20 protein-coding genes are annotated in these 23232 nt (G+C 51.6%); 5 read left to right on the forward strand and 15 right to left on the reverse strand.

Translation table 11 applies throughout. From position 1 onward, the window contains the following. Nucleotides 1–217 precede the first annotated feature (217 nt). The gene (gene glp, locus BMY11_RS24375; RefSeq protein ID WP_090582325.1) at nt 218–1606 is read right to left on the reverse strand and encodes a molybdopterin molybdotransferase MoeA; all 1389 of its coding nucleotides are present in this window, start codon (nt 1604–1606) and stop codon (nt 218–220) included. Nucleotides 1607–1734: 128 nt separating this feature from the next. Here glp and mobB point away from each other — a divergent pair, with 128 nt between their 5' ends. Beyond that, nucleotides 1735–2283 (forward strand): molybdopterin-guanine dinucleotide biosynthesis protein B, encoded by a 549-nt coding sequence (mobB, locus tag BMY11_RS24380; RefSeq protein ID WP_090582326.1) that lies wholly within the window; start codon nt 1735–1737, stop codon nt 2281–2283. Between the two features lie 520 nt (nt 2284–2803). Here the strand turns inward: mobB and BMY11_RS24385 are convergent. Continuing rightward, entirely contained in the window at nt 2804–3118 is a 315-nt protein-coding gene (locus BMY11_RS24385) for an L-rhamnose mutarotase (protein ID WP_090582328.1), read from the reverse strand. Between the two features lie 249 nt (nt 3119–3367). Further along, entirely contained in the window at nt 3368–4879 is a 1512-nt protein-coding gene (locus tag BMY11_RS24390) for an L-fucose/L-arabinose isomerase family protein (protein ID WP_090582330.1), read from the reverse strand. Nucleotides 4880–5044: 165 nt separating this feature from the next. Here BMY11_RS24390 and BMY11_RS24395 point away from each other — a divergent pair, with 165 nt between their 5' ends. Next, nucleotides 5045–5920, forward strand: coding sequence for a helix-turn-helix domain-containing protein (locus BMY11_RS24395; RefSeq protein WP_177182807.1), 876 nt, complete (start codon nt 5045–5047; stop codon nt 5918–5920). Between the two features lie 26 nt (nt 5921–5946). Here BMY11_RS24395 and BMY11_RS24400 read toward each other — a convergent pair whose 3' ends face one another. From BMY11_RS24400 to BMY11_RS24435, 8 genes are all read right to left on the reverse strand, one after another. Then, nucleotides 5947–6615: a response regulator gene (locus BMY11_RS24400; protein WP_090582382.1), complete on the reverse strand. Its 669-nt coding sequence runs from the start codon at nt 6613–6615 to the stop codon at nt 5947–5949. Between the two features lie 28 nt (nt 6616–6643). Further along, complete coding sequence (locus tag BMY11_RS24405; RefSeq protein ID WP_090582334.1) at nt 6644–7774, reverse strand: sensor histidine kinase; 1131 nt, start codon at nt 7772–7774, stop codon at nt 6644–6646. A 106-nt stretch (nt 7775–7880) separates the two neighbouring features. Next, nucleotides 7881–8594, reverse strand: coding sequence for a PspA/IM30 family protein (locus BMY11_RS24410; protein ID WP_090582336.1), 714 nt, complete (start codon nt 8592–8594; stop codon nt 7881–7883). 1 nt (nt 8595) lies between these two features. Beyond that, nucleotides 8596–9087, reverse strand: coding sequence for a PspC domain-containing protein (locus BMY11_RS24415; RefSeq protein WP_090582338.1), 492 nt, complete (start codon nt 9085–9087; stop codon nt 8596–8598). Further along, entirely contained in the window at nt 9087–9776 is a 690-nt protein-coding gene (locus tag BMY11_RS24420; protein ID WP_090582339.1) for a PspA/IM30 family protein, read from the reverse strand. Before BMY11_RS24420 ends, BMY11_RS24415 begins: the two co-directional genes overlap by 1 nt. Nucleotides 9777–9831: 55 nt before the next feature. Then, entirely contained in the window at nt 9832–10125 is a 294-nt protein-coding gene (locus BMY11_RS24425; protein WP_090582341.1) for a LiaF transmembrane domain-containing protein, read from the reverse strand. Nucleotides 10126–10482: 357 nt separating this feature from the next. Continuing rightward, complete coding sequence (locus tag BMY11_RS24430) at nt 10483–12105, reverse strand: response regulator (protein WP_090582343.1); 1623 nt, start codon at nt 12103–12105, stop codon at nt 10483–10485. Beyond that, nucleotides 12102–13979 carry a sensor histidine kinase gene (locus tag BMY11_RS24435; RefSeq protein ID WP_177182808.1) on the reverse strand — a complete coding sequence of 626 codons (1878 nt, stop codon included), beginning with the start codon at nt 13977–13979 and terminating at the stop codon, nt 12102–12104. Before BMY11_RS24435 ends, BMY11_RS24430 begins: the two co-directional genes overlap by 4 nt. A gap of 206 nt (nt 13980–14185) precedes the next feature. Between BMY11_RS24435 and BMY11_RS24440 the strand changes: the two genes are divergently transcribed. The 3 genes from BMY11_RS24440 (at nt 14186) to BMY11_RS24450 (ending at nt 17330) form a co-directional block, all read left to right on the forward strand. Beyond that, nucleotides 14186–15067, forward strand: coding sequence for a carbohydrate ABC transporter permease (locus tag BMY11_RS24440; RefSeq protein WP_090582346.1), 882 nt, complete (start codon nt 14186–14188; stop codon nt 15065–15067). Next, entirely contained in the window at nt 15067–15906 is an 840-nt protein-coding gene (locus BMY11_RS24445; protein WP_090582348.1) for a carbohydrate ABC transporter permease, read from the forward strand. The genes BMY11_RS24440 and BMY11_RS24445 overlap by 1 nt, the downstream gene beginning before the upstream one ends. 116 nt (nt 15907–16022) lie before the next feature. Beyond that, nucleotides 16023–17330 carry an ABC transporter substrate-binding protein gene (locus tag BMY11_RS24450; protein ID WP_090582350.1) on the forward strand — a complete coding sequence of 436 codons (1308 nt, stop codon included), beginning with the start codon at nt 16023–16025 and terminating at the stop codon, nt 17328–17330. 68 nt (nt 17331–17398) lie between these two features. Here BMY11_RS24450 and BMY11_RS24455 read toward each other — a convergent pair whose 3' ends face one another. From BMY11_RS24455 to BMY11_RS24470, 4 genes are all read right to left on the reverse strand, one after another. Next, on the reverse strand, nt 17399–18964 hold the full coding sequence (locus BMY11_RS24455; RefSeq protein WP_090582351.1) for an ABC transporter substrate-binding protein: 1566 nt from the start codon (nt 18962–18964) through the stop codon (nt 17399–17401). 39 nt (nt 18965–19003) lie between these two features. Then, entirely contained in the window at nt 19004–19921 is a 918-nt protein-coding gene (locus BMY11_RS24460; RefSeq protein ID WP_090582353.1) for a carbohydrate ABC transporter permease, read from the reverse strand. Nucleotides 19922–19934: 13 nt separating this feature from the next. Then, nucleotides 19935–20951: an ABC transporter permease gene (locus BMY11_RS24465; protein ID WP_256217755.1), complete on the reverse strand. Its 1017-nt coding sequence runs from the start codon at nt 20949–20951 to the stop codon at nt 19935–19937. A 193-nt stretch (nt 20952–21144) separates the two neighbouring features. Continuing rightward, entirely contained in the window at nt 21145–23157 is a 2013-nt protein-coding gene (locus BMY11_RS24470) for a GH39 family glycosyl hydrolase (protein ID WP_090582355.1), read from the reverse strand. Nucleotides 23158–23232 lie beyond the last annotated feature (75 nt).

A 23232-nucleotide genomic window follows, 5' to 3' on the forward strand; every position in this document is an offset into this window, starting at 1 on the left:
TGGCAAACCGAAAACGTATTTTTGATGAGGCAGTGACTATAGTCACTGCCTTTCCTTACTATTTCCGACCACTTGTTGCGGCTCGAAGAGTTGAACATAACGGAAAAAATCGGCTCGAAGAGTTGAGAGTTAATGAAAAGAAAGTTCTCGAGAGAAAGTTCCGAAGAACTCCTTTTCGAGCACTCTGACCCGCTCTCGATGAGTGGGTTTATTCTTTTTAAAGGAGAATGACATCGACGATAGCACCGGACTCTGCACCGATGGAGCCGGGCTTCAGTCGGATAAGGCAGTCTGCGTCTGGGATGGACGCCATCATGCTTGACTTGCCGAACGCCAGCGGATCGGCGTAAAGTACACCGCGTTCAGTGTACAGACGCGCTCGCACGAATCGTTCATGCGGGCTGCCTTTGGCGAAGCCTGCGGCAAGCTTCGCGGTTGCCTGCTTCGGCAGCGCTTCAGCGGCGGCGACGCCTTGAAGCCGGCGCAGCGCTGGCCTCGCAAAAAGCTCGAAGCCGACGAAGCAGGCTCCGGGATTGCCCGACAGCGCGAGCAGCAGCTTGCCCCCGACAACAGCGGCGGACGTCGGACTACCTGGGCGCATCGCCGCCTTGTTGAATAAGAGGCGGCTGCCCGGGGGCAGCTCGGCTGACGTGCTTGGCGCGGCCGCCGTGGTAGGTGCGCTAGTCGCGGCGGGAGCGCTTGGCTCGGACGCCGCCGGAGCTTGCCCCGCCTCCGTGCCGGTGCCGGCGGCGGGCAAGCCTGCGAGCAGGCTCGCCATCACATCATAATCACCGACCGACACACCGCCGGTGGTGATGATGATGTCGCTCAACGCGAGCGCAGCCGCAATCGCGCGAGCCGCTGCCTCCGGCTCGTCCGGAACTCGGCCGAGCAGCAGCGGAACGCCGCCGTTTTGCTGCACAAGCGCGGCGATCATCGCGCTATTGCTGTCGCGGATGCGCCCCGGCTCTAGCGGCGCCTCAACCGGCAGCAGCTCCGTGCCGGTTGCCAGCACCGCTACGCGCGGGCGCGCGAAGACCGGCACGTCGGCGCAGCCAAACGTGCCGAGCAAAGCGACATGGCCCGGCCGCAGCTTCGTGCCGGGCTCCGCAAGCATGCTCCCCCGGCGGAATTCTTCGCCGAGGGGCGCAATGTTCTGCCCGGGCTCCGTGGCGCGTTTCACGCACACCGCGGGTCGCCCGTCAATAAGAGCGTCCGCCGTCTGCTCCAGCATGACGACGGCGTCCGCCCCCAATGGCACCGCGCCGCCGGTCATAATGCGGACGGCGGTGCCTGGCTCCACGGCAGCGGAGGCAAGCTCGCCCGCGCGGGCCGTGTCCACCACGCGCAGCGTCACCGGTTCACTCGGTGACGCCAGTGCCGTATCTGCGCTGCGGACGGCGAAGCCATCCAGCCCCGACCGCGCAAAAGGCGGCCAATCCGTCGTCGCAACAAGCGGCTCCGCCAGATAGCGGCCGTAAGCCTCCCACAGCGGGACATGCTCATGCCGCCCCACTTCAGCCGCTTCAACAACAAGGCGAATCGCCTCGTCCACTTTGACCGCGCGCCTGCTAAAACGCGTCTCCCCCTGCAGTTGCACAGCCATCTACTCCTTTACGCTTCCGTAACCATCTATCTCCCCATTGTAACAGAAACACTTAATTCCGTAATACAAGCTTATGCTATACTTAATTCATCTCTATCTATTACCCTTTACAAGGAGCACTGAGCGCGATGTCATCTGACCAAAACAGCTACCATTCCGTACCCGCACAGTCACAGCAAGCACCATTCGTGTTCCAAATCGTCGGCTATAAGAACAGCGGCAAAACAACGCTTCTCTCCCAGTTAACCCGTAAGCTGAAACAAGCAGGCTTCACCGTTGGCACAGCGAAACACGACGCACACGAGTTCACGATGGATACGCCAGGTACGGACACGTGGCAGCATCAAGAGGCCGGCGCGGATATTACCGCGATCAGTTCCGCGTCCCGCAGCGCCATTATTAGCAACCGAACCGAGTCGCTCTCCGCCCTCCTTACCCATATGCAGCATGTCGACTTCGTGCTTGTTGAAGGCTTTAAACAAGAGCACTACCCAAAGCTTATGCTTCTTCGCAATCCTAAGGACGAGCCGCTGCTCCAATTATCCAATATTGTGATGATTGCTAGCTGGGACACTTTCGATATCCCCCTACACCACGCTTCTCCAACATTCGGTATCAGCGATTTCGATGCCATCTACAACCACCTTCTCACCCTTCACCCCTTCCCGCCAAAATAAAACAGACCGCTCCAAATCAGGAGCAGCCCAGAATAAAGTAGATCCCTCAGGGACATTCTTTCACCATTCCCAGCAAACCAAGCTAAAGAGGCTCTACATAGACGCAAATCCGACGAATCGAGCCAATGAGTATACTCCAGGGCTCTACATTGGCAGAATTCCGGCAAATTGAGCTAAAGAGTGTACTCCAGGGCTCTACATTAGCGGTGGTTCGGCGAGTCGAGCAAATGTAGCTGGTCTAGTCGACTTCTTTGACGGAAATTCGTCGAATTAGGCAATTGTAGCTGGTCTAGTGGACTTCCTTGACAGATATCCAGCGAATCGCACGGATGTAGCTGGTCTAGCGGACTTCTTTGAAGAATATCCGGCGAATTTCGCGAATGTAGCTGGTCTAATGGACTTCTTTCGACGCTTTTAACCCCAATAGAATGTAAATCCCTTAGTGACACTCTTGCTCTTGCTCTTGCTCTTGCTCTTGACCTCGGCCTTGCCCTCGCCTCCCTGCCCTTACCCTATAACTCTACTCACCCGAATAATAAAACACCTCCGGGATCACTTTCACCGTCCCGCCCTCATGATGCTTCACAAGCAAATCCTCCATAAACTGCTGCCACTGAACGTTCGCCGGATGCCTCTCCAGCGCCGACATTGCCTCAGCGAAGTTTTCCACCTCCATATATGCGAACAGCCTGCCGCCATCCATAAAGATGCTATACGTCTTGATGCCAACCTCGCCGAAAGCCTTCAGCAGCTCTGGGTCCACTTGTTTATGCCGCTCGATATAAGCTTCTCGGTTGCTCTCATCAATTTGCAGTACAAAGGAAACACGTTCCATAGCGACAACCCTCCACCAAAACTAGTTTTTACAAGCTTCACTTTTCCCATCTGTCAAACCCACATCTAACACACCTGCATCTGTCACACCTGCATCTGTCACACCCGCATCTATCACACCTGCATCTATCACATCTATCGCCCACACAACTGCAACAATTCCTCCACCTTCTTGAACTGCCCGGCCTGGTTTCCAACTGCCATCGTACTGTGATGCATAGGCTCTTCAACTAACCAACCAGTTGCCCCTCTAATTTTTACACAGCGTCACATTCCGCATTTGCAGCAGCTCCGCCACCTTCTTGAACTGCCCTGCCTGGTTGCCGACGGCAATCGCGCAGTGATGCGTAGGCGCCTCAGCGAACCACTTCTCCATATATTCATCAGGGTGCAGCGCGAATTTCACATGTGTCTGCGTATTGCCAATTGTCATAATCTCGCCGTCTGTCGCCTCTCCTTCGCTGATGACCATGCCCATTTTGCCATCGCCGGTTTGCGTAATATTGAGCGTCGTTATCCGCCCCCGCTTCACCTTCGCCTCAACGGATACGCCAGTTCCCCTCTTGCCGTGATAGAGCCCCATCCCCCGCAGAATCGGCTTTCCTTCCGCAATCGCAATATGGAACGGTCCGTCATGCCCGAGCAAGATCGTCTCATCCACATAATCCACCACGACAATTTCCGAGAAGCTTCCCCCAGTGCAGAGGATATCGCATATTTTCATCCCGATCGCCGTCTTCAGATCACCTTCGCCCGAACAAGGAATGCCCCGCGCTGTGAGCAGCGAATGCCCGACAATAAAGCCTGATTGCAGCTTCTCGTAGTCGTTCCCGTTCTGCCCGTGGTAGTAATAAGTAAGCGCATCGAGATCATACGCCCGCACGAGCTTCTCCTGTGCAACCGCAACTCTCGCAGACCAGTCAAGCTGCTCCACGGTCGGCTTGCGAGCAATCGGATCGGACGGCGAATCTCCGCTAATCTCGAACATCTCGTACACTTCCTCGAGCTTTGCCGCGACCTCCTCATCCGTAACCTCCTGCAGGAAACGATCCAGATCGCACATCTCCAGCACCTCAATATGAAGCCCCAGCTGCGCCTGCACCATCGCGAAATCACTATACATATCGAGCATCCCACTGTACGTATTGCCAAGAAAACCGAATCGCGCATGGCGCATCGACCGCACGACGCCGGCCGCTTTGATCCACTCCGTTATTTCACGCCAAGCCCGCAAAGCTTCGGGTCGTTCATGCGTCACTTCATCGGTGAGCGAGCCCACTGGCGTATAGTCAAGTCCAAGCAAACCATTAACGACACGAAAGCGAATGCCCGCCCGATTGAACGCATTAGAAATCTCCGGCACCGGACATGCGCCGCAATGCGCGAGCCATTCCCCCGTAGTAGACTGCGCATAGTTAATGCGAGCGGTCGGCTGCAAATTGAGCACAATGACCGGCTTTGAGCAAATTTGATGGATAGGCAGCACAGTTGAGCTGGTCGAGTATGTCGCGGTATGGCAGAAGATAAGGTCAACATTGTTCTCATTGAAATACTCCCCAGCCTGGCGTCCTCTCCCTTCCGCATCGACGAGACCGAAGTAAAACACTTCACCATGCTCTTCCATCTTCTTCTCCAGATGGTTGCCATATTCAATGAGCCGCTCTCGCAAACCGGGAAATTGCGGCCAATACGCTTCAAGGCCGATGGAATATAAGCCAATACGCGGTTTTTTGGTTGGTTTTATCGGGGTAAGCAGGGACATGAGCAGCGCCTCCAGTGCACCAATAGTAGAATAACTAGCCCCATTGTATGCGCTAGCATCTCAAGTTACATCGCCGTATGTTGCTTTGAAATAACAGAATATTGCTTTTGTATGAGCCAGCTGTTCATAATGAAATTAACAAGTCTCAGGAGGAGGCAAATTGCCATGCCGCAGCAATATACGGAGAAAGCATCGCATAGCTGGTCGAACCATTCGATCCGGGTCATCACATCGCCAAGTGTCGCTGCTAGATCTTCGCTGATGTATGTGCAGGAGGCGGGCTACTTTTGGACGGACTCGGCTTATTTTACAGAACGGCAGCATCTGCCCTCTTATTTGATGGTCTGTACGGTGTCGGGGGAAGGCTTGCTGGACTATGGCGGGCATACATATAAGCTTGGGGCAGGCTCGCTCTTCTTCATCGATTGTATGGCTTATCAGCATTACCGGACGGCACGCAGCGGGCATTGGGAGTTTGCGTGGGTTCACTTCTACGGCGGCGCAAGCAGTCACTATTACGATACCTATGCCAAAAAAGGCGACCCTCTTCTGCAGCTGCAGCGAGAATCACCTGTACTCGGCTTTATTCGAAGCTTGATTGATGTGCATGAGCAGACGACGCCTCACACGGAATTACTTGGTGCCAAGCTGTTAACCGAGCTCGTTACCGAGCTCATCGTATCCGCCCACATCGGCGACTCCGCGTCCACAACAGTCCCTGCCTTCATTTCCACGACCATTCGCAAAATAGAGCGCAGCTATGCCGAACGACTTCGGCTCGATGAATTGGCGAAAAGTGCAGCTGTGAGCAAATATCATTTCATTCGTGAATTTAAGAAGCATGTCGGGATGTCCCCGAATGAATACATCATCTTCCTGCGGATTGTAAGAGCAAAAGAGCTGCTCAAATACACGGGCATACCGATCGCAGCAATCGCTGAAGAGGTCGGCATTGACCATGTCAGCCACTTCATCAACCTGTTCAAAGCCCGCGAGGGGATTACTCCTTTTGCCTTCCGCAAGAAGTGGAACACCTTATAAGTGTTAGGCCCAGCCCAAATGACTCCCTATTCCGCAATCCCATGCTTATGCGCATAGATCGCCGCTTGCGTTCGATCATCAACGCCGAGCTTAGCGAAAATATTCGTCACATGGAACTTGACGGTCTTAATGCCAATGAACAGCTCTTCCGCAATTTCCTGGTTCGATAAACCTTTGCCTACGCATTTCAGCACATCCATCTCCCGCTCCGTCAGCTGCTCATGAAGTTTCTGCACGGTCTCTGCCTTCGGCTGACGGAATCGGTTCATCATCTTAGCAGCAACTTGCGACTCCAGCACCGACTGGCCCCGTGCCGCAGCCCGAATCGCATCTGCAATCTCTGTCGCGCGTGACGTCTTGAGCAGGTAGCTGAACGCGCCCGCTTCGATAACCGGATACATTTTGCCATCGTCGAGGTAGCTCGTCAATACAATGACTTTGCAATCCGGATACAATTCGAGCAGCCTGCGTGTCGTTTCCACTCCGTCCATACCTTCCATGACGAGATCCATCAGCACAACATCCGGCCGGTAAGCTTGCGCAAGCCGGATACCTTCCATTCCGTTGCTAGCCTCACCGACAACCTCAATGCCGTCCTCGGTATTTAATACCGCTGCTAGCCCAATACGAACCATCTCGTGATCGTCAACTAGCAGCACTTTAATCGGCTGTTCCAAGCTGCCCATTTGCTCCATTGCTTCCACTTCGTCATTTCCCCTTCCATCAAGAACCGCCCGCAGGCACCTTTATATCGATCAAAACGCCATTCCCTGGCGATGTAATGAGCTTCAGCGACCCGCCCAGCACGTTCACCCGTTCTTCCATGGTGAGCAGTCCATAAGAAGTTTGCTTCTTCTCTTCCAAATTAAAGCCAAGACCATCATCCTGCAGCGTCAATCTAACATGGGAACCTGCATGCTGCAAGAAAATATTCAAATGCTCGGCCTTCGAATGCCGCAGCGTATTGGACAATGCTTCTTGTGCAATCCGGAACAGATGATCCTCCGCTTCTGTATCCAGCTTAATGGTCGGATCAGCCTCAAGCGTGATGACCATTGGCACCTTCTGTTTCAGCTCATCAATAAGGCTGTGCAGCGCCTGCCCAAGATTCTTGCCATCGAGATGTACAGGACGAAGATGAAGCAGCAGAGCACGCATCTCGGACTGTGCGACAGATGCCATCTCCTCGATTAGCTGGACTTGACGCTTCGCCCGCTCCCAGTCCTTCTCCATCGTTCGGCTGACCGCAGTCGCCGTCATCGATATCGCGAACAGCTGCTGGCTGACCGCATCGTGAAGCTCACGAGCGAGCCGCTGACGCTCTTCGATGACCGCCGAGAAACGAACCTGCTCAGTCCACGCTTCATCCTCTGCTGTGAACGACTCTGGCGGCACTTGTGCTCCGCCATCCTCGGACAGCAGCGTTACCCGCTGCTGCCGCTTGTTGCGCTGCTGATCGGTGAGCCGCTGCACCGCTGCACGAAGCTTCAGTCCCTGCAAGTAGCTGTACACCGCAGCGAGTGCAAGTGACAGGGCGATGACGGAAAGCCCGATGAGCGCAGCCTTGCTCTGCAAGGCGAATAGCTTCAAATAACCTGTTCCTTGCAGCAGCAGTACGCCGAGGCCGAGAATAACGAGCAGCCATAGCACCGTCTCCGCTGCATTTTTACGCTTCTCCGATTGGCTCGGCAGCGGTTCTGTACTTTTCAGATAATCCGGGAATTGGTGCCCGGCTGCCCTAGCTGGCTGCGAAGAATAGGCTCCCACTTGCGTACCCGTTCCTGCTTCCGCGCTAGTAGCCGCTCCGGTTACTGCGTTATCCGGCTTGTTCGGCGAAGACGACTCCGCTGACATGCTGTTCCCCCTTTAGACTATGTAAACCTGCAAAACAAGCCAGAGGCCGATGCTATTTTAAGCATCGACCAAGTATGGCTACATCTTTTGCAAATTCATTCTCGTTTTATTCACCTGTCGGCGTTTCAATCGTTGCTTGCGCTACAGGAGGATTCAGCTTGCTCTTGAGAAGCTGCAGTTGTTCTTCCACTTGTAGCTGCTTTGCTGTATCAATCGTGCCGACTGCTTGGTGTGCGCCAGGAGCTCCGTAAGGTACGCGCATGACGTCCGCTTCCGCTTCCAGCTGCATGATTTTCTCTTCCATACGGCTGAATCCGCGGGATGCGTGACCGCTCTCGATGGAGTGTACGGCAGATACTTGCGCCATTTGCTTCTTCGCCTTCGCCATTTGGGCACGGGCAACAAGCTCATTGCGCTTGTTGCGCAATTGATAGTACTCATCTTTCATGCTGTGCAGCTGATTCATCAGCTCATCCGCTTGCGACTTCGCATTCTGGTGGAGCTCCGTATATTCTGTCGTCTTCTGGTCGAAGAAGATTTTCTCTTCAAGCAGCTTGCGAGCAAGCTCTTCCTGACCGGCGCGAAGAGCTGTTTCTGCCTTCGCTTCACGGTCGCTAACGCCACGTACTGCTTCCTCAAGACGCTGCTTCATGCGGCGCTCGCTAGCCATTTGCTTCGCAACAGTCAGCTCTGCGGTATGGATTTCACCCTCCATATCGCGCAAATATTGGTTCAGCATGACGACTGGATCTTCCATTTTGTCTAGCAGCTCATGCACCGATGCCTTCGTCATATCCTTCATTCGTTTAAAAATACTCATATTATAAATCTCCCTTCTCATGTTTCGCTAATTTAGCACGAAGCTCTTCAATTTCTTTGCGCAGCGCACGTTTCTCCAGATCATCCATCATCGCATCTATATTCGAAGCCGACGTTTGTGTCGGAGGCTGCCAGCCGGCAGCGCCAGGGCTAGGCTGAGGCGGGTTCGTGTAAGAACCGCCACCGCTAGCATTGCCGCTACCGTAGCCGCCGCCGAAGCTTTGGCCGGAATTGTGGCTATGTCCGCCTCCGAAAGGGCCGTTATTCCAATTGCCATTGAAGTTGCTTGGACCGTAACCCCCGTGGTGGTAAGGGTCCTTCGGAACGACTAAGCCAGCCAAGATATAGATTAGAATTAATATTCCGCTAGTAAAGACGGTCACGACGATCAGAAGAATCCGCAGCAGCGTCGCATCAACATTCAGCATCTCGGCAAGACCACCGCATAAGCCAAACAGTTTCTTATCGCGGCGCGACCGGTACAGTTTCTTCATTACGACTTCCATCCTTCCTGCTGTAATTTCCGTTTCAATTGCTCCATCTCACGTTCAATCGTGTTCTGAAGGGCAAAGCCCGCTTCGCTTAACAGTTGCCCGCCCGCTTTACGCAGATCACGCAAACTGCGCGCTTCCAGCTCCATATCACTGATCCGGTCTTCCAGCTTGCGGAACATGCCGCCTGGCTGCTGACCCGGTCCATTCGCACTGCCGCCTGTGTACCGCTCGTTCATCCGCTGCTGCAGACGAAGTGACTCCATACGTGCGGAGAAGTATTCCCGCTTGTCGTAGACCGTCTGGTACTCGCTGCGCAATTCGCGCAGCTGCTGTTCAAGCTCGGTTGTGCCGTGCAGCGCTTGCTCATACAGTTCGCGATACTGCGTTGCACGCTCCTCGCTTGATGCTTTCTCCGTCAGAGCAATGCGCGCAACATGCTCCTCGCCTGCTTTCAAGGCGATAATCGCTTGCTGCTCGCGCTTCTCTTTCAATTGCTCCGCTTGCAGCCATTGTGCTTTCAGATGATTGCTATGTGTCAGGCATTGCTGGAACAGCCGCTCTGCCCCGATAATTTCTTCTCTTGTCGACCAGAGGAACTGGTCAATCAGCTTAACAGGATCTTCTGCTTTCTCCAATCGCTCATTGAGCGTTGCCACCGTCATATCCCGAACTCTGCGAATGATGCTCATCGGTTCGCCTCCTTTGTTCCCAATTAGATGTTAGTACTAGTGCAACGAATTAACTTTATACGCGTTTATGGCGATTCTTGAATAGGGAGACGCCCCATGCGATGATTGCGATCGCGATTACAAGTCCGATAATCGTACCCAGCTTGCCAAGCAGCATAATCGCGCCGACGACGATCAAGATACCGCCAATCACTTTGCTGTTGTTACGAAGTCCGATTACACCAAGTCCGATCAGGATGAATGGCATCAGAAGCCCAATAATCCAACCGAGGTGAAGACCGATAAAGTTCATGATCATAAGTGCGCCGATTACGACCAAAATAGCGCCCAGTGCATTTTTTCCGTTCATTGTTTTAGTCACCGCCTTTCGCTAATTAAATTACATGTTGTTCATTCCGTACGTTTTGTTTCTTTGTTTGTTTCGCTTAACGCAATTGTTACTCTCGTTGTTTCTATTCGTACCAATTCGTTTTGCTGACGCAATTGCTACTCTCGTTGTTTCCGTTCGCACCAATTCGTCTTTATGTATTCATAATAGGCTTTTTCCGATCGGTTCAAAACGGACTGAGGACGGTTTTTCATACTGGACCTCAGTCGGGGAACCCTCCGTACCTAAGACGTAAACCCGGTCCGCCTCACGGCCATTACCGGTAAAAAAGAGGCTTCCAGACGTCATATCCGCCTTGAAGCCCCTCCTATAGCCAACTTACAGCAGCTGACCTTTCCGATATTCGTTCGGCGTCATCCCAGTAAGCTTCTTAAACACCTTGCTGAAGTACTTCTCGTCTTGATACCCGACCATCTGCGCGATTTGCACGACTCGCATATTCGGATTCTCAAGCAACCGCTGCGCCTTGGCAATACGGATCCGGCCGATATAATCCGACAGGTTCTCGCCGAGCTCCTGCTTGAACTTGCGCGAGATATACTCCCGGCTGAGGTAGAAATGGTTCGCGATGTCCTGCAGCGATATCTCCCGTTGGTAATGGGTCTCGACGTATTTCTTTATCTCATAGATGACATTGCCTGTCTGCTGCTTGAGCTCGCGTAGCGACAGCTCAAAGCGGATCAGATCTTCCGCCAAAGCCTGCTCAAGCTGCTCAAGCGAGAATCGACAGTCCGGCTCGTACCGAAGAGTGAACACATCCTCATCGATTGTTGGTCCCGGCGGCGCGTCGCTAGCTTCTTCCAGCCACGACTTTGACCATTGCGAGCACAGCACGCTATATTCACTTCGCCACATCTCCAGCATATCCGGCGTTATGCGTCCGGCACCAGTCACCGCTTGGATCCAGTCGGCCACCGCTTCACGAATCCGCTGCGCCTGCCCACTATGGAACGCGATTCGAAACGCCTCGCCATGATCGGAGAGATGAACAAGCTGCATTCTGCCCCTAGGGTCAAGCTCCGAGTACTGATGGATCGTCTGTCCCGCTTCAAGCAGATTGCGATGGTGCAGCGCTGCGCTTGCTTCTTGGTAAGCAGCCTTTAAGCCCGAAGGAAACGGATGAACGCCGCCTAGGCCAAAATGAAAGGAAGTACGAAGCGTACGCTTAAATCCTTCCTGCATCCGGTTCAAGCTTTGAGCCGCGTCCTCCAGCCTGCTCCACATGATCACGACTATTTCTCGCCGCTGATTCCAATAGGAGAATGCATAGCCTTGGCGCGCTTCCTGCACAATTTCATTACTAATATTCATCATCGTGAAGTAGAACAAATCTTCATCCGACGAGAATGATCGGAGGCTCTCTGGATTGACGCCTTCGAACGACAGGACCGCCACTCTGACAAGGTCTGAACCGACAGGCAGCCCGAATTCTTGCTGAAGCGGCTCCGCTTGTGCGAAGTAAGACTGCGGATCCTCAATCATTTGGGAGAATACCTTATCCCAATACACCGGCTTTAATTGATTGATTTCCATCACTCGATTTTGCGAAAGCGTTCGGTCTTGATTTTCGCGGCACCACATTTCAATGGCTTGTTTGACAGCCTTGATTAACTGGTCCGGCTCAATTGGCTTCAATATATAGTCAAGCCCGCCATAGCGAAGCGTCTCGCGCGCGAGCTTAAAATCATCATAGCCGCTAATGACAATCGTCTTGCTCGTCAGCTCCTGCTCGTGGATCCAGCGCAGCAGGTCGACGCCATTCATGACTGGCATCATCATGTCCGTGAAGATAAGCTCCGGCTTCTCGCGCTCGATCAACTCCTTCGCGCTTTGGCCGTCTGCAGCTTCGAGCAGAGCTGTAATACCAAGCTCCGACCACGGTACCAGCAGCTTGATTGCATCACGCACATGCTTTTCATCATCTACAATTAATGCTCTCATCGTTCGATTCCCCCCTTCGCAAGCGGAATGAGTACAGTAACGGACAAGCCCGCGGGCAAACGCTTGTCCAGTTTAATTTGGGCATCCTGGCCATTATATAGCCTAAGCCTTGCGATAACGTTCATGAGTCCGATGCTGCCGGACTTATCAATCACAGAGCCCTCCGCCTCCTCGGTAAAGGTATGGATCACGTTCACGTCCTGTTCGCCTGTCAGCATTTCCGCCAGCCGCGCAAGCTCATCGCTTTCGATCCCTTTACCATTATCCATAATTTCAAGCACCAGCATCTCATCTTGGATTGCGCTCGTAATTCTAATCTCACCTGTTTGAACGCCGCCAGTGTATCCATGCTTGAAATAATTTTCAACGATCGGCTGGAGCAGCATTTTCGGAACAACAATGTTCATCGTCTCCGGTGAGAATGATGTTTCCACATGAAGCTGCTCGCCGAACCGTTCTTTCTGCAAGTCCAGGTAAGCTAGCACATGCTGGACTTCACGCTCAAGCCGAACCTCCGTTTCATCGGTCGTCATGCTGTAACGCATCATTTTGGCCAGCAGTGTAATGAGGCTGTAGGTTTTATGCGCATTTCCCTGTAGTGCCTGCGTACCGATTGACTGCATTGCATTGTACAGAAAATGGGGATTGATTTGTGCTTGCAGCGCTTTGAGCTGATTGGTCTTGTTCGCAAGCTCCAGCCGGTATTCCTGCAGAATGAGCTGATCGATCGTCTCCATCATACTCTGCATCTTTCTGGCCAGCAGACCGATCTCATCCGTATTGCGCACCTCGAGTGGAGCCGACAAATTGCCTGCCTGCACTCTATTCATGTATCCAATCAATCGTTTAATCGGCTCAGTCAGCTGGAACGATATGAAGACCGTGCCGATCAGCGCGATGAGAAGGAAACCTCCCGCAATTAGTGTGTTGATGCGCGTTAACGCCGTAGCGGTGCTGTAAAGATCTGAATACTTAATTTGTTTAATGATTGTCGCCTTCATATAAGGCGTATCTAAATGGTCGTAAAAAATAATCCCGGAAAAAAGATCATCCTTCCATACAAAATGCCCGCTCCCGCTCGTTTGCGCCAGCTTCACAGACCAATTCTGGGTAAGCTTCTTCCCATATTCTTCAGCCTCGGATGAATATAAGTAGCTGCCAGCCTCGTCCGTGATGGCGAGACGCTCACGTCCATTCTGGTTGTACAGCTGCCCGCAGATTCGGTTGAAGCTGTCCATTTTCAAGTCGACGGACAACAGGGCGATAACCATCTTGGTCGGCGTCATGTAGATGGGCCGGTGCAGCGTAATGACGGGTTCCTTCGTTGTCTTCGACTCCGGCAGCGAGAACTGCATCCCGTACTGCGTGTTCATATGAGTCGGTTCAATGAACGGATTCGCTTCCCCGTTACGATCCCGAGCAAGTGGCATCTTATAGCTTGGATTATACTCACGGCGGAAGAAACCGTTTATCCAAAGATTGGACTGGCTGCCGCTCGGAATAAATAGGTGCAGTTGATAAATATCTTTGCTCGCTTGTGACAAACTAAACAGGTGCAAATAAACCAGATCATGGCTTGTAGCGACCATATTGCTGCTCACTGGTTTTGAGATCGACTTCTCCAAGTAGGTGTATAAGGAGTCTGCCGCGTTGATACCGCCGTATACGGACAATGACAGCTGGTTGATCGTGTTGAAATAGCTCGCGATATTGTTCTTCCCGAGCTCCAGACGGCTGGAGTTCTCATTAATTGTCGCATCCGTGACAGAACGCTTCGTATAGAGATTGGATACGGCAATCGAAGCGCCGATCGGAATTATAGTCGCAGCGAGCAAGAAGAAGATGAGCTTCTTGCGAATGCTGTTTCGAATCATATTGTTTTCTCCTCCGTAAGCTGCTAGGGCGATGACGTCCCGAATTTGCGCCACCATCCAATAATTATTGTAACAGGCAGGTCAATATATTCCACCCTACTCTTCACGATCTTCGGTTTTCTGGCGGGAGGGGGTGCTATATACTGTTTCCTAGCGTAACAAAAGATCACGCAAATTGAACATCTAGAGAGAGGAGCGACTTAATTATGAAAAACAAAAGGCTCAGCGAATGGATGCAGCAACTCGTATTTGTAGGACCTGGCTTGCTGTTCTTCCTGGCTATCGTGTTTATCCCGTTTCTGCTCGGTTTCTATTATTCCTTTACCGACTGGAACGGACTCGATATGAACAAAGCACATTGGACGGGACTTCACAACTTGCATCTGATCGCATCTGATACGAATTTCTGGCACTCCCTTGGCTTTACGCTCAAATTCACAGTGGTGACAGTCATCGGCGCTAACGGGCTCGCATTTTTGCTCGCGATGGTTTTATCGAAGCCGCTAAAAACCCGCAACTTCCTGCGGACCGTGTTCTTCCTGCCGAACGTCATCGGAGGGATTCTGCTCGGTTTTATTTGGCAGTTTATTTTCACCAAAGGCTTCACTACGATCGGTGAATTGACGAATCTTCCGTTCTTTAACCTCCCATGGCTCGGAACGCCGTCAACTGGCTTCTGGGGAATAGTTATCGTCTTTATTTGGCAAACTGCTGGTTATATGATGGTTATTTACATCGCGGCACTTGCTGGCTTGCCTAAAGATCTAACGGAAGCTGCCCGCATCGACGGCGCAAACTCCTTCCAACTACTTTACAGCGTAATTGTGCCGCTCATTATGCCGGCGATTACGATCTGCTTGTTCCTGACAACATCGAATGCGTTCAAAATGTTCGATCTCAACCTGTCCCTCACTAAAGGCGGTCCGGGTACATCAACACAATCGCTCGCATTCAACGTGTATGCCGAAGCATTGAACAATAACCGCTATGGTCTTGGCACAATGAAAGCCATGCTGTTCTTCTTTGCAGTCTCGCTTATTACAGTAACGCAAGTTTGGTTTACGAAACGCCGGGAGGTGGAAGCATAATGGAGCGCAAAGCGAATTATTCCTTCCCCATTCTGGTAATGGAGATTGCTGCGATCTTGCTCGGCCTAATCTTCCTATCACCGTTCTACTTCGTACTGTCGAACTCGGTGAAGACATTAGGGGAAATTTTACTTAACGCAGCGAAGTGGCCAGCGACTTATCACTGGGACAACTATAAGAAGGTGTGGGAGCAGCTTGATTTCCCTCATGTCTTCATGAATTCGCTACTTATTACTACATTTAGCGTAGCCGGTATTGTGTTCATCAGTGCCATGATGGCTTACCGTCTCGTTCGCAGACCGACCGTGTTTAACAAAATCCTGTTCACGGCTCTCGTTGCATCAATGATCATTCCGTTCCAGTCCGTCATGCTCCAGTTGGTTCGTATCACGTCCTTGCTTGAGCTGCGCGGCCATTTGTACGGTATTATCATTTGTTACTTCGGCTTCGGCCTCGCGTTATCCATGTTCTTGTTCCACGGCTTCATTAAGAGCGTTCCTCTTGAAGTCGAAGAAGCGGCAGTCGTTGACGGCTGCACACCTTACGGTGTGTTCTTCAAAATCGTCTTCCCGCTTCTAACACCGATTATGGTGACTGTCATCATTCTAAATACACTATGGATTTGGAATGACTATCTGCTGCCTGTACTCGTGATCGGCGGCAACAAAGATTTAACGACGATTCCGCTCGGCATTACGAAGTTCTTCGGCGCTTATACGAAGAAATGGGATCTTGCCTTACCTGGACTTGCCATCGGTATCGCACCAATTATCGTGTTCTTCCTCTTTTTACAAAAGTACATCGTCGAAGGTATTACTGCAGGCTCAGTGAAAGGGTAATCAATATGTTCCACCTTTTTGTTCAATGCAATCGGTGTAAGAAACATGTGATTATACCTACAATGAGAATGTAAGCATTTACAAAACAGACAACTTGGAAGGGGTACTAAAGACAGATGAAAAGAGTTTCAGCACTCGTCATGACTACTGCGCTTGTTGCACTTGTGGCATCAGGCTGCGGATCGTCCGACAACAACACTAACAACACTGCAGGTAACACAGGAAATAATACAGAAGCAGGTTCTAACGCTGGCACGAACAACTCCGGTGACAAGAAACCGATTAAAGTATTCCAATTCAAAGTTGAGATTGCAGATCAACTGAATGCAATGGCAGCAGAATATGAGAAAGAAACAGGCGTTCACGTTGAAGTTGAAACTCACGGCGGCGGCGAAGACTACGGCGCGCTTCTGAAAGCAACAATCGCTTCAGGTTCCGAGCCTGAGATCTTCAACAACGGCGGTTACTCCTCGCTCGTTCCTTACATGGACCGCGCAACTGATCTTTCGGATCAGCCTTGGGTAGCTAACCTGCTTGAGACGACGAAAGCTCCTACAACAGTTGACGGCAAACTGTACGGTATGCCGATGAACACTGAGGGCTTCGGTCTGATCTACAACAAAGACCTGTTCTCTAAAGCAGGCATCACAACTGAGCCTAAGACGCTTCCTGAGTTGACTGATGCGGTTGCTAAGCTGAAAGCTGCAGGCATCACACCGTTCGAAACGACGAACGAGTGGTGGTCGCTTGGTATTCACCTTGCTGACGTAGCGCTTGCGAACCAACCAGATCCAGCGAAGTTCATCGAAGACTGGAAAGCAGGCAAAGCAACAGCGAAAGGCAACCAAGTGTTCGAGCAATGGGTAAACCTTGTTGACCTGCTCTTCAAGAACGCACAAAAAAATCAGCTGACAACTGACTATGCAACACAAGTAGCAAGCTTCGCAGCTGGTAAAGCAGCGATGATGCAACAAGGTAACTGGACACAAGGCGACATCGATAAAGTGAACCCAGACCTGAATCTTGGCGTGCTTCCGCTTCCGATCAATGACCAACCAGGTCATGTGTTTGTAGGCGTACCGAACAACTGGATCGTTAACAGCAAGTCTGCAAACGCTGAAGGTGCGAAGAAGTTCCTCGATTGGATGGTTACTTCCGACACAGGTAAGAAGTACCTGACGAAAGAATTCCACTTCATGCCGGCTGAGACTAACATCGACGCGACTAAAGAAGATATCGGTACTATCGCAGCATCCATCAAAGATCAATCCTCGACAGCACTTGGCTGGCACTGGGATCGTTTCCCAGACGGTACAACTCAAGGCTTCGGTGCTGCAATGCAAGAATACCAAGGCGGCACAATCAATAAAGATCAACTGCTTGCGAAGTTCGACAAAACAGTTGCAGATATGATGAAGAAATAAGCATCATGCTCTAATCACAAACGACCGCTCCCCTATACAGGAGAGCGGTCGTTTTGTTTTATAACCGATTAGCTTTTTGCTTTATACCACTCGTCAAACTGCTTCTGCTTCTCTGCAATGATTTTGCCCACGCCAGACGCTTTCAATTTATCGAGAAATTGTTCAGTGTATTTGTTCGGATCTACGATGCCAGCATTCAGTGTACCGAAATATTCCTTGTACACGTTGACGCAAGCAGCCACCTCACTCTTCACGCTATCGCTGTTGAACGTGAAGCCAAGCGCGATAGACGGCTTCGCGGAATCGTTAAACGTTTTGAACAGATCCCATTTCTGTGGATTTTCCGTGTTAAACAAGTAGTTCAAGAATTGGTTGCCGATTTGCCAGTTCGTGCCCGGGCTGTACGTGGATTTCGTTGCATCAACACCGTCCGGATATTTGATGACGTTGTCGGACCCTTCTACCTTCACGTAATGCTTTCCTTCGATTCCGTAGTTAATTAAGTTGTTCAGCGTTTTGTCCGTATGCAGCAGGTTGATCAGCATCATAGCGCGTTCCGGGTTCTTCGAAGTGCGAGAGATCGCCAGCATGGACCCTGTCGTATCACCAGTCGTTGTCGTCGCCTCTGTCAGTTCGACCTGTACGAGCGGAACGCCGGCCGAACGCATCACTTCTTCAGCTGCGCCTGGCTTTAAGGATGTCGTGTAGCTGAACACTTTCCCTGCCTTCATAAGCTCCTCCGGCTTCACCTTCGTCGTTGCTGCATCTTTGTTGATATAGCCAGCTTGATACCATTTCCGGCTAAGCGCAGCTGCCTCTTTAAATTCAGGTGTTGCCGGCTCGTTCAGAATCGTAGTTTCCGTGCCGATCTTGTGCAGGACGCCTGGCACGGAATTATCGCCAAGTGTGTCAAAGTTGAGGTTCGTCAGCAAGCCACTGTCGCTGGACACGTAGAACGGTGTCATATCGGCTTCTTTCTCTTTTACTTCCTTCAGCATTGGCTCTAGATCCGCTGTCGTATGAATCGTACTTAGATCAAAGCCGTACTTCTCTACAATGTCTTTGCGCAGGAGCAAGCCGCGTGTCGCTGCCAATTCCTTATTCGTCGGAATCGCATAATTGCGACCATTTACTTTCGATCCGTTCAGGAAAGCCGGATTCATGACCGCCTTCATCTCTTTGCCGTACTTGTCGATAAGGTCGCTCAGATCGAGGAATGCACCTTTGCCGACATTCACTGTGAACCCATTCCAAGCAGCGGTGAATAGGATGTCAGCCGGCCTCGAGGACGAGATCATCAGATTGATTTTGCTGTCCCAGCTGCCCCAGTCAATCGGCATGAGATCCAGCTTCGCATTGATCTTATCCTTCAAATAATCGTTAATCGCTGCTTCTACCTCCTGCTCATCCTTCTGCGGGGAGCCTGGATAGTACAGCGTTAAATCCGCTTCTTCCAGCTTTGGCGCAGTGTCAGTAGCCGCTTTGTCATTGTTATCTGCTTGCTGGGACGTACTCCCATTGCCGCTGTTGTTGCTCGTGTTGCCCTCTCCACTGCTGCCGCATCCGGATAATACCAGACCGAGTGCGCACACCAGAGCAAGTGAGGAAATACCTTTTCTTTTGCCCGAATTCATGTGAAAACCCTCCCATAACAGTAGTATAGCTTGCCGGAATCAGCCTTTGACAGCTCCGATTGTGAGCCCTTTGACAAAATATTTCTGAAAAAATGGATAAGCCAGAATGATTGGGCCGATGCCGATGACTGCCATCGCCATACGAATCGCCTCGCTTGGCAGACGAAGCGTGCCTCCTCCTCGCGTGAGAGCTTCCGAAGCTTGTACATTTGACGTGAGATACTGGATGTTCAGCATCGTTTTGTACATCAGAAACTGCACGCTGACCGTTTCGTTATCGCTAATGAAGATCAAGCTCAGGAACCAATCATTCCAGTACATCAGTGTATTGAACAGCGAGATCGTCGCAATGACCGGCAGTGACAGCGGAAGCACGATCTTGTAGAAGATTCGCAGCTCTCCCGCTCCATCTATCGTCGCTGCCTCAATTAAAGCGCCGGGGATGGTCGTCTGGAAGAAGGTGCGCATGATGAGTATGTTGAAGGGCTGCACGAGCATGGGGACGATCAGTGCCCAGATCGAGTCACTCATGTGCAAATATTTGGTGTACACGAGGTACCATGGAACAAGCCCGCCGTTGAACAGCATCGTGAAGAAAATAAAGAACATAAAGCCATTCCGCAGCGGCAGCTCCTTACGTGAGATCGGATAAGCGAATGCTGCCGTCAACAAGAGGCTGAGCAATGTGCCGACAATTGTAACGAACAGCGAGACACCGTATGAGCGTACGATTTGCGCTGAATCCTCGAACAGTAGCTGATAGGCTATCGTGCTGTATGCTTTCGGGAAGAGCTGGTAGCCGTTCTTCAGAATCGACATTTCGTCTGTGAAAGAGACAGCGATGACAAGTGCCAGCGGAAACACGCACGCGATGGTGTACAGCCAGAACAAGATACTGATGAGATAATTGGCACGCTTCGAGATGGCATTGGGCGAATGCGGTCGTGCTGCTTTCATAGTCCAAGCCTCCTTAGAATAGCGTGTTGTCGCGGTTGATTTTTTTGACGATGAAGTTCGATGCGAATACGAGCACCAGTCCAACTGCCGATTGATACAAGCCAGCGGCGGAAGACATCCCGATATCGCCCATGACCATAAACGAGCGGTACACATACGTGTCGATGACGTTCGTCGTCGGATACAGTGCCCCTGTATCGAGCGTCACTTGGAAGAACAAGCCGAAATCCGCGTAGAAGATGCGGCCGATCTGCAGCAGCGTCATGATGACCATCACCGGAATGAGCAGCGGAAGCGTAATGCTAGTCAATTGCTTCCACTTGCTGGCGCCGTCGATTAGGGCGGCCTCGTAATACTCTTCGTCGATCCCGACAATGGCGGCCAAGTATACAACGGAGAAGTAGCCAACGTTCTTCCAAGCATTAATGATTGACAGCAGAATCGGCCACGCTTCAGGTTTGGCATACCATGAGATCGGGTCAAAGCCAATCGACTTCAAGATTACGTTGTTGACGAAACCATGCTCCTCACCCAGCATCGCGAAGACGAGATAACTGATGACGACCGCAGATAGGAAGTAAGGCAGGAACATCGCGCTCTGGAACCATTTCGCAAGCACCCTGTTGCGCATTTCGTTCAGCATGAGCGCGCAGCTAACTGCGAACACCAGGTTCGTGGCGATGAATACAACGTTGTACAACAAGGTGTTGCGCGTAATCATCCAGGCATCCGTTGTGGCGAAGAGGAACTTGAAATTCTCGAACCCAATCCATGGACTTCCGAGAATGCCCAGCTCATAGTTCATTTTTTTGAACGCAATGAGAATGCCGAACATGGGCAAATAATTATTGATGATGACGAGCACAAGCATCGGCAGCATCATCAAGTAGAGCATTCGGAAGCGGATTAATCTACGAACCCGACTGCGGCTGCGGCTGCGGTTGTGGCTACGGTTTTGGCTTTCGTGGACCTGCCTCCCACCTGCCTCCGCTGCGATGCGTGCTTGCGGTTTCGCGGGTATAGTCTTCATGGTCCATCCTCTCTTTCTCTAGAAGTTTCTCTCTATTTGAATTATAGAAGGAGGGGATACCCGCCCTCTACGCATCGAGATGACATGATAAACGTTTTAGTTACACATGGATGTAATTCCATAAAAGCCCACAAAATAGAAAAAACCGCCACAGAGATCTTCTCTGGGCGGTTAAAGCTTCTTGCAAGCTACATCATGGAAGCGTACCGTTCGTAATGATAATATCATCGACAAACCCGCGATACTGTCCGGTATCGGCAGCATGATCATAGTTCAGAATAATACGATCAATCGTTTTACCAGCCAACACGGTGCCGATATTGGATTTAATATTCGTCCACGCGTTCAGAGGGATTGCGCCTCCGTGTCCAGCGTTCGGATGCATGCTGAACCCGTTGTAGTCGACCGCACCGCTATCACGCAGCGTCGTGCCGTCCGTCATGATGAGGTCAACACCAACGTACCGCGCATTGTTCACCTGCGGATACAGCCAATAGCCGAGCTTCGTCGAAGCAGTTATCGCAATATTAACGTCAAACACTTTGCATTTGGCGTAGGACATAGACGTGCTGTTATCCGTTCCTGAGAACATCAAAGTCGCAGTTCCTGCATGCGGCGACTCCAGACGAGGCGAGCACTCCGGATTGATGCCAGCGGTATAGCCGGTCACATTGCTGCTGCCGTCAAGCGTATCGAGCCATGTCGGCGGTGTCTCGCTGCTCTCGAAGCCGTTCGTGAACAGAACGGTGCCGCCACCACCACCGCTTCCTGGTGTCACTTCGAAGGCAACGACCGTCATCGGTGCAATCGAATACGTGAACTGGCTACCGGAATAGGCCTGTGAAGTGCTTGCCGTTGGATTCGTCGATGCATCCAGCTTCCACACATTTACCGTTCCAGTCGTCGAAGAGATATTTTGCAATTGGACAGAAGCATCGTATGTGACGCTCGCATCTTTATTAACAGCGATGATGTACGTTTTGCCAGTGGCTGTATCCTTGGACGAGACAAATTCGAGATTGGTCGCGCCGCCGGACGAGGTCAGTTTCTGATTCCCGAAGTGATTGCCGAACAGATGGTACGTGTAATACGGCTTATAGGGACTGTATCCGGCGTTATCCAGCAGACCGAGCAGATTCGTTCCGGTTTCCGCCAAATTATAAGACATAAACATATCCGCGTTGCCCTTCATCGCATTGATAATCGCACTTGCCGAATATACCGCGTTGAAAATATTATGGTACTTCGCGTTGTACGTACTTCCACCGTCTTGGTGGCTCATGTTGTATTCGGTAATCGCCGCACCATACAGCTTGCCTGACGGCCCCTTGAAGATGTCGCCAGTGCCGCCTGACTTGACCGTTGCCACATTGTCTTGATAGTGCGGCTTCGTCCATGCGAGGCGTGTCGCATCCGAATTGGTAGGGTCCGGACCATAATCATGCCAGCTCAGAATATCGATCTGGCTCTCCAGTTGCTTAGCTGCATACGATAAGTATCCCGTCCCGCTCAAATCCGACCATGCATCAACCGGTCCGATCAGCTTAATGGAGCTGTCCTGCGCCTTCATGGCATTCCCCACTGTTTGGGCAAATGTTTTGTAGGCTGCCTGACTCGCGAATTTACCGTCTCCCTCGATGGTCGGCTCATTCCATAGTTCCCAGTAGCGAATCGTCTTCGAAGCGCCTAAGGCATGGTCCGTATTGTACCGCTTCACGACGCCTTTCATGAAGTTACCGTATTCCGTCCAGTTTGCCGACGTAATGGTTCCGCTTGCGTCGCGGGTATTCGGCACGCCAGCAGGGAACCCTGCGACAACGAACAGCGGCTCCGCTCCCGCATCGAAGATCGTATTCAGAATCGCATCCATATCTGTTAGCGAGAAAGTGCCGGACGAAGGATATGGATCTCTGCTGTTGTACAGCATATTTTGAATCGGATTTACGCGTACAAGCTTAATCTTCGCATCGCTGATTCTCGTTTTGAGCGCCGTATTCCCCGCCCACCACGCGTACTTGTCCGGAGCCCCAACGCCCCAGTCGAACGGATTGACAGTTCCCGCGTTTGAAGCCGTATCCACGGTAATTGTCGTAGCCGTTCCAGCGAAGCTAACTGCTGCCGGAAACAACAGCGTCAAACCTAGTGCTGCCGCAACACCTAACTTCGACCAAGCCTTCAGATTGCTTTTCTGACGAGCATTCCTCACATTAGTCACCTGCTCCCATAGAATTGTGCAGCTATATGAAGGGGAGGACATGCATTTGATCTTCCAGCCCTGACC

Source organism: Paenibacillus sp. OV219 (genome assembly GCF_900110075.1).
Classification (GTDB): Bacteria; Bacillota; Bacilli; order Paenibacillales; family Paenibacillaceae; genus Paenibacillus_Z.

Coding starts and splice junctions, on each gene's coding strand:
- glp (WP_090582325.1), bottom strand. CDS start 1,606: ATGGCTGTGCAACTGCAGGGGGAGACGCGTTTTAGCAGGCGCGCGGTC.
- mobB (WP_090582326.1), top strand. CDS start 1,735: ATGTCATCTGACCAAAACAGCTACCATTCCGTACCCGCACAGTCACAG.
- BMY11_RS24385 (WP_090582328.1), bottom strand. CDS start 3,118: ATGGAACGTGTTTCCTTTGTACTGCAAATTGATGAGAGCAACCGAGAA.
- BMY11_RS24390 (WP_090582330.1), bottom strand. CDS start 4,879: ATGTCCCTGCTTACCCCGATAAAACCAACCAAAAAACCGCGTATTGGC.
- BMY11_RS24395 (WP_177182807.1), top strand. CDS start 5,045: ATGCCGCAGCAATATACGGAGAAAGCATCGCATAGCTGGTCGAACCAT.
- BMY11_RS24400 (WP_090582382.1), bottom strand. CDS start 6,615: ATGGAGCAAATGGGCAGCTTGGAACAGCCGATTAAAGTGCTGCTAGTT.
- BMY11_RS24405 (WP_090582334.1), bottom strand. CDS start 7,774: ATGTCAGCGGAGTCGTCTTCGCCGAACAAGCCGGATAACGCAGTAACC.
- BMY11_RS24410 (WP_090582336.1), bottom strand. CDS start 8,594: ATGAGTATTTTTAAACGAATGAAGGATATGACGAAGGCATCGGTGCAT.
- BMY11_RS24415 (WP_090582338.1), bottom strand. CDS start 9,087: ATGAAGAAACTGTACCGGTCGCGCCGCGATAAGAAACTGTTTGGCTTA.
- BMY11_RS24420 (WP_090582339.1), bottom strand. CDS start 9,776: ATGAGCATCATTCGCAGAGTTCGGGATATGACGGTGGCAACGCTCAAT.
- BMY11_RS24425 (WP_090582341.1), bottom strand. CDS start 10,125: ATGAACGGAAAAAATGCACTGGGCGCTATTTTGGTCGTAATCGGCGCA.
- BMY11_RS24430 (WP_090582343.1), bottom strand. CDS start 12,105: ATGAGAGCATTAATTGTAGATGATGAAAAGCATGTGCGTGATGCAATC.
- BMY11_RS24435 (WP_177182808.1), bottom strand. CDS start 13,979: ATGATTCGAAACAGCATTCGCAAGAAGCTCATCTTCTTCTTGCTCGCT.
- BMY11_RS24440 (WP_090582346.1), top strand. CDS start 14,186: ATGAAAAACAAAAGGCTCAGCGAATGGATGCAGCAACTCGTATTTGTA.
- BMY11_RS24445 (WP_090582348.1), top strand. CDS start 15,067: ATGGAGCGCAAAGCGAATTATTCCTTCCCCATTCTGGTAATGGAGATT.
- BMY11_RS24450 (WP_090582350.1), top strand. CDS start 16,023: ATGAAAAGAGTTTCAGCACTCGTCATGACTACTGCGCTTGTTGCACTT.
- BMY11_RS24455 (WP_090582351.1), bottom strand. CDS start 18,964: ATGAATTCGGGCAAAAGAAAAGGTATTTCCTCACTTGCTCTGGTGTGC.
- BMY11_RS24460 (WP_090582353.1), bottom strand. CDS start 19,921: ATGAAAGCAGCACGACCGCATTCGCCCAATGCCATCTCGAAGCGTGCC.
- BMY11_RS24465 (WP_256217755.1), bottom strand. CDS start 20,951: ATGAAGACTATACCCGCGAAACCGCAAGCACGCATCGCAGCGGAGGCA.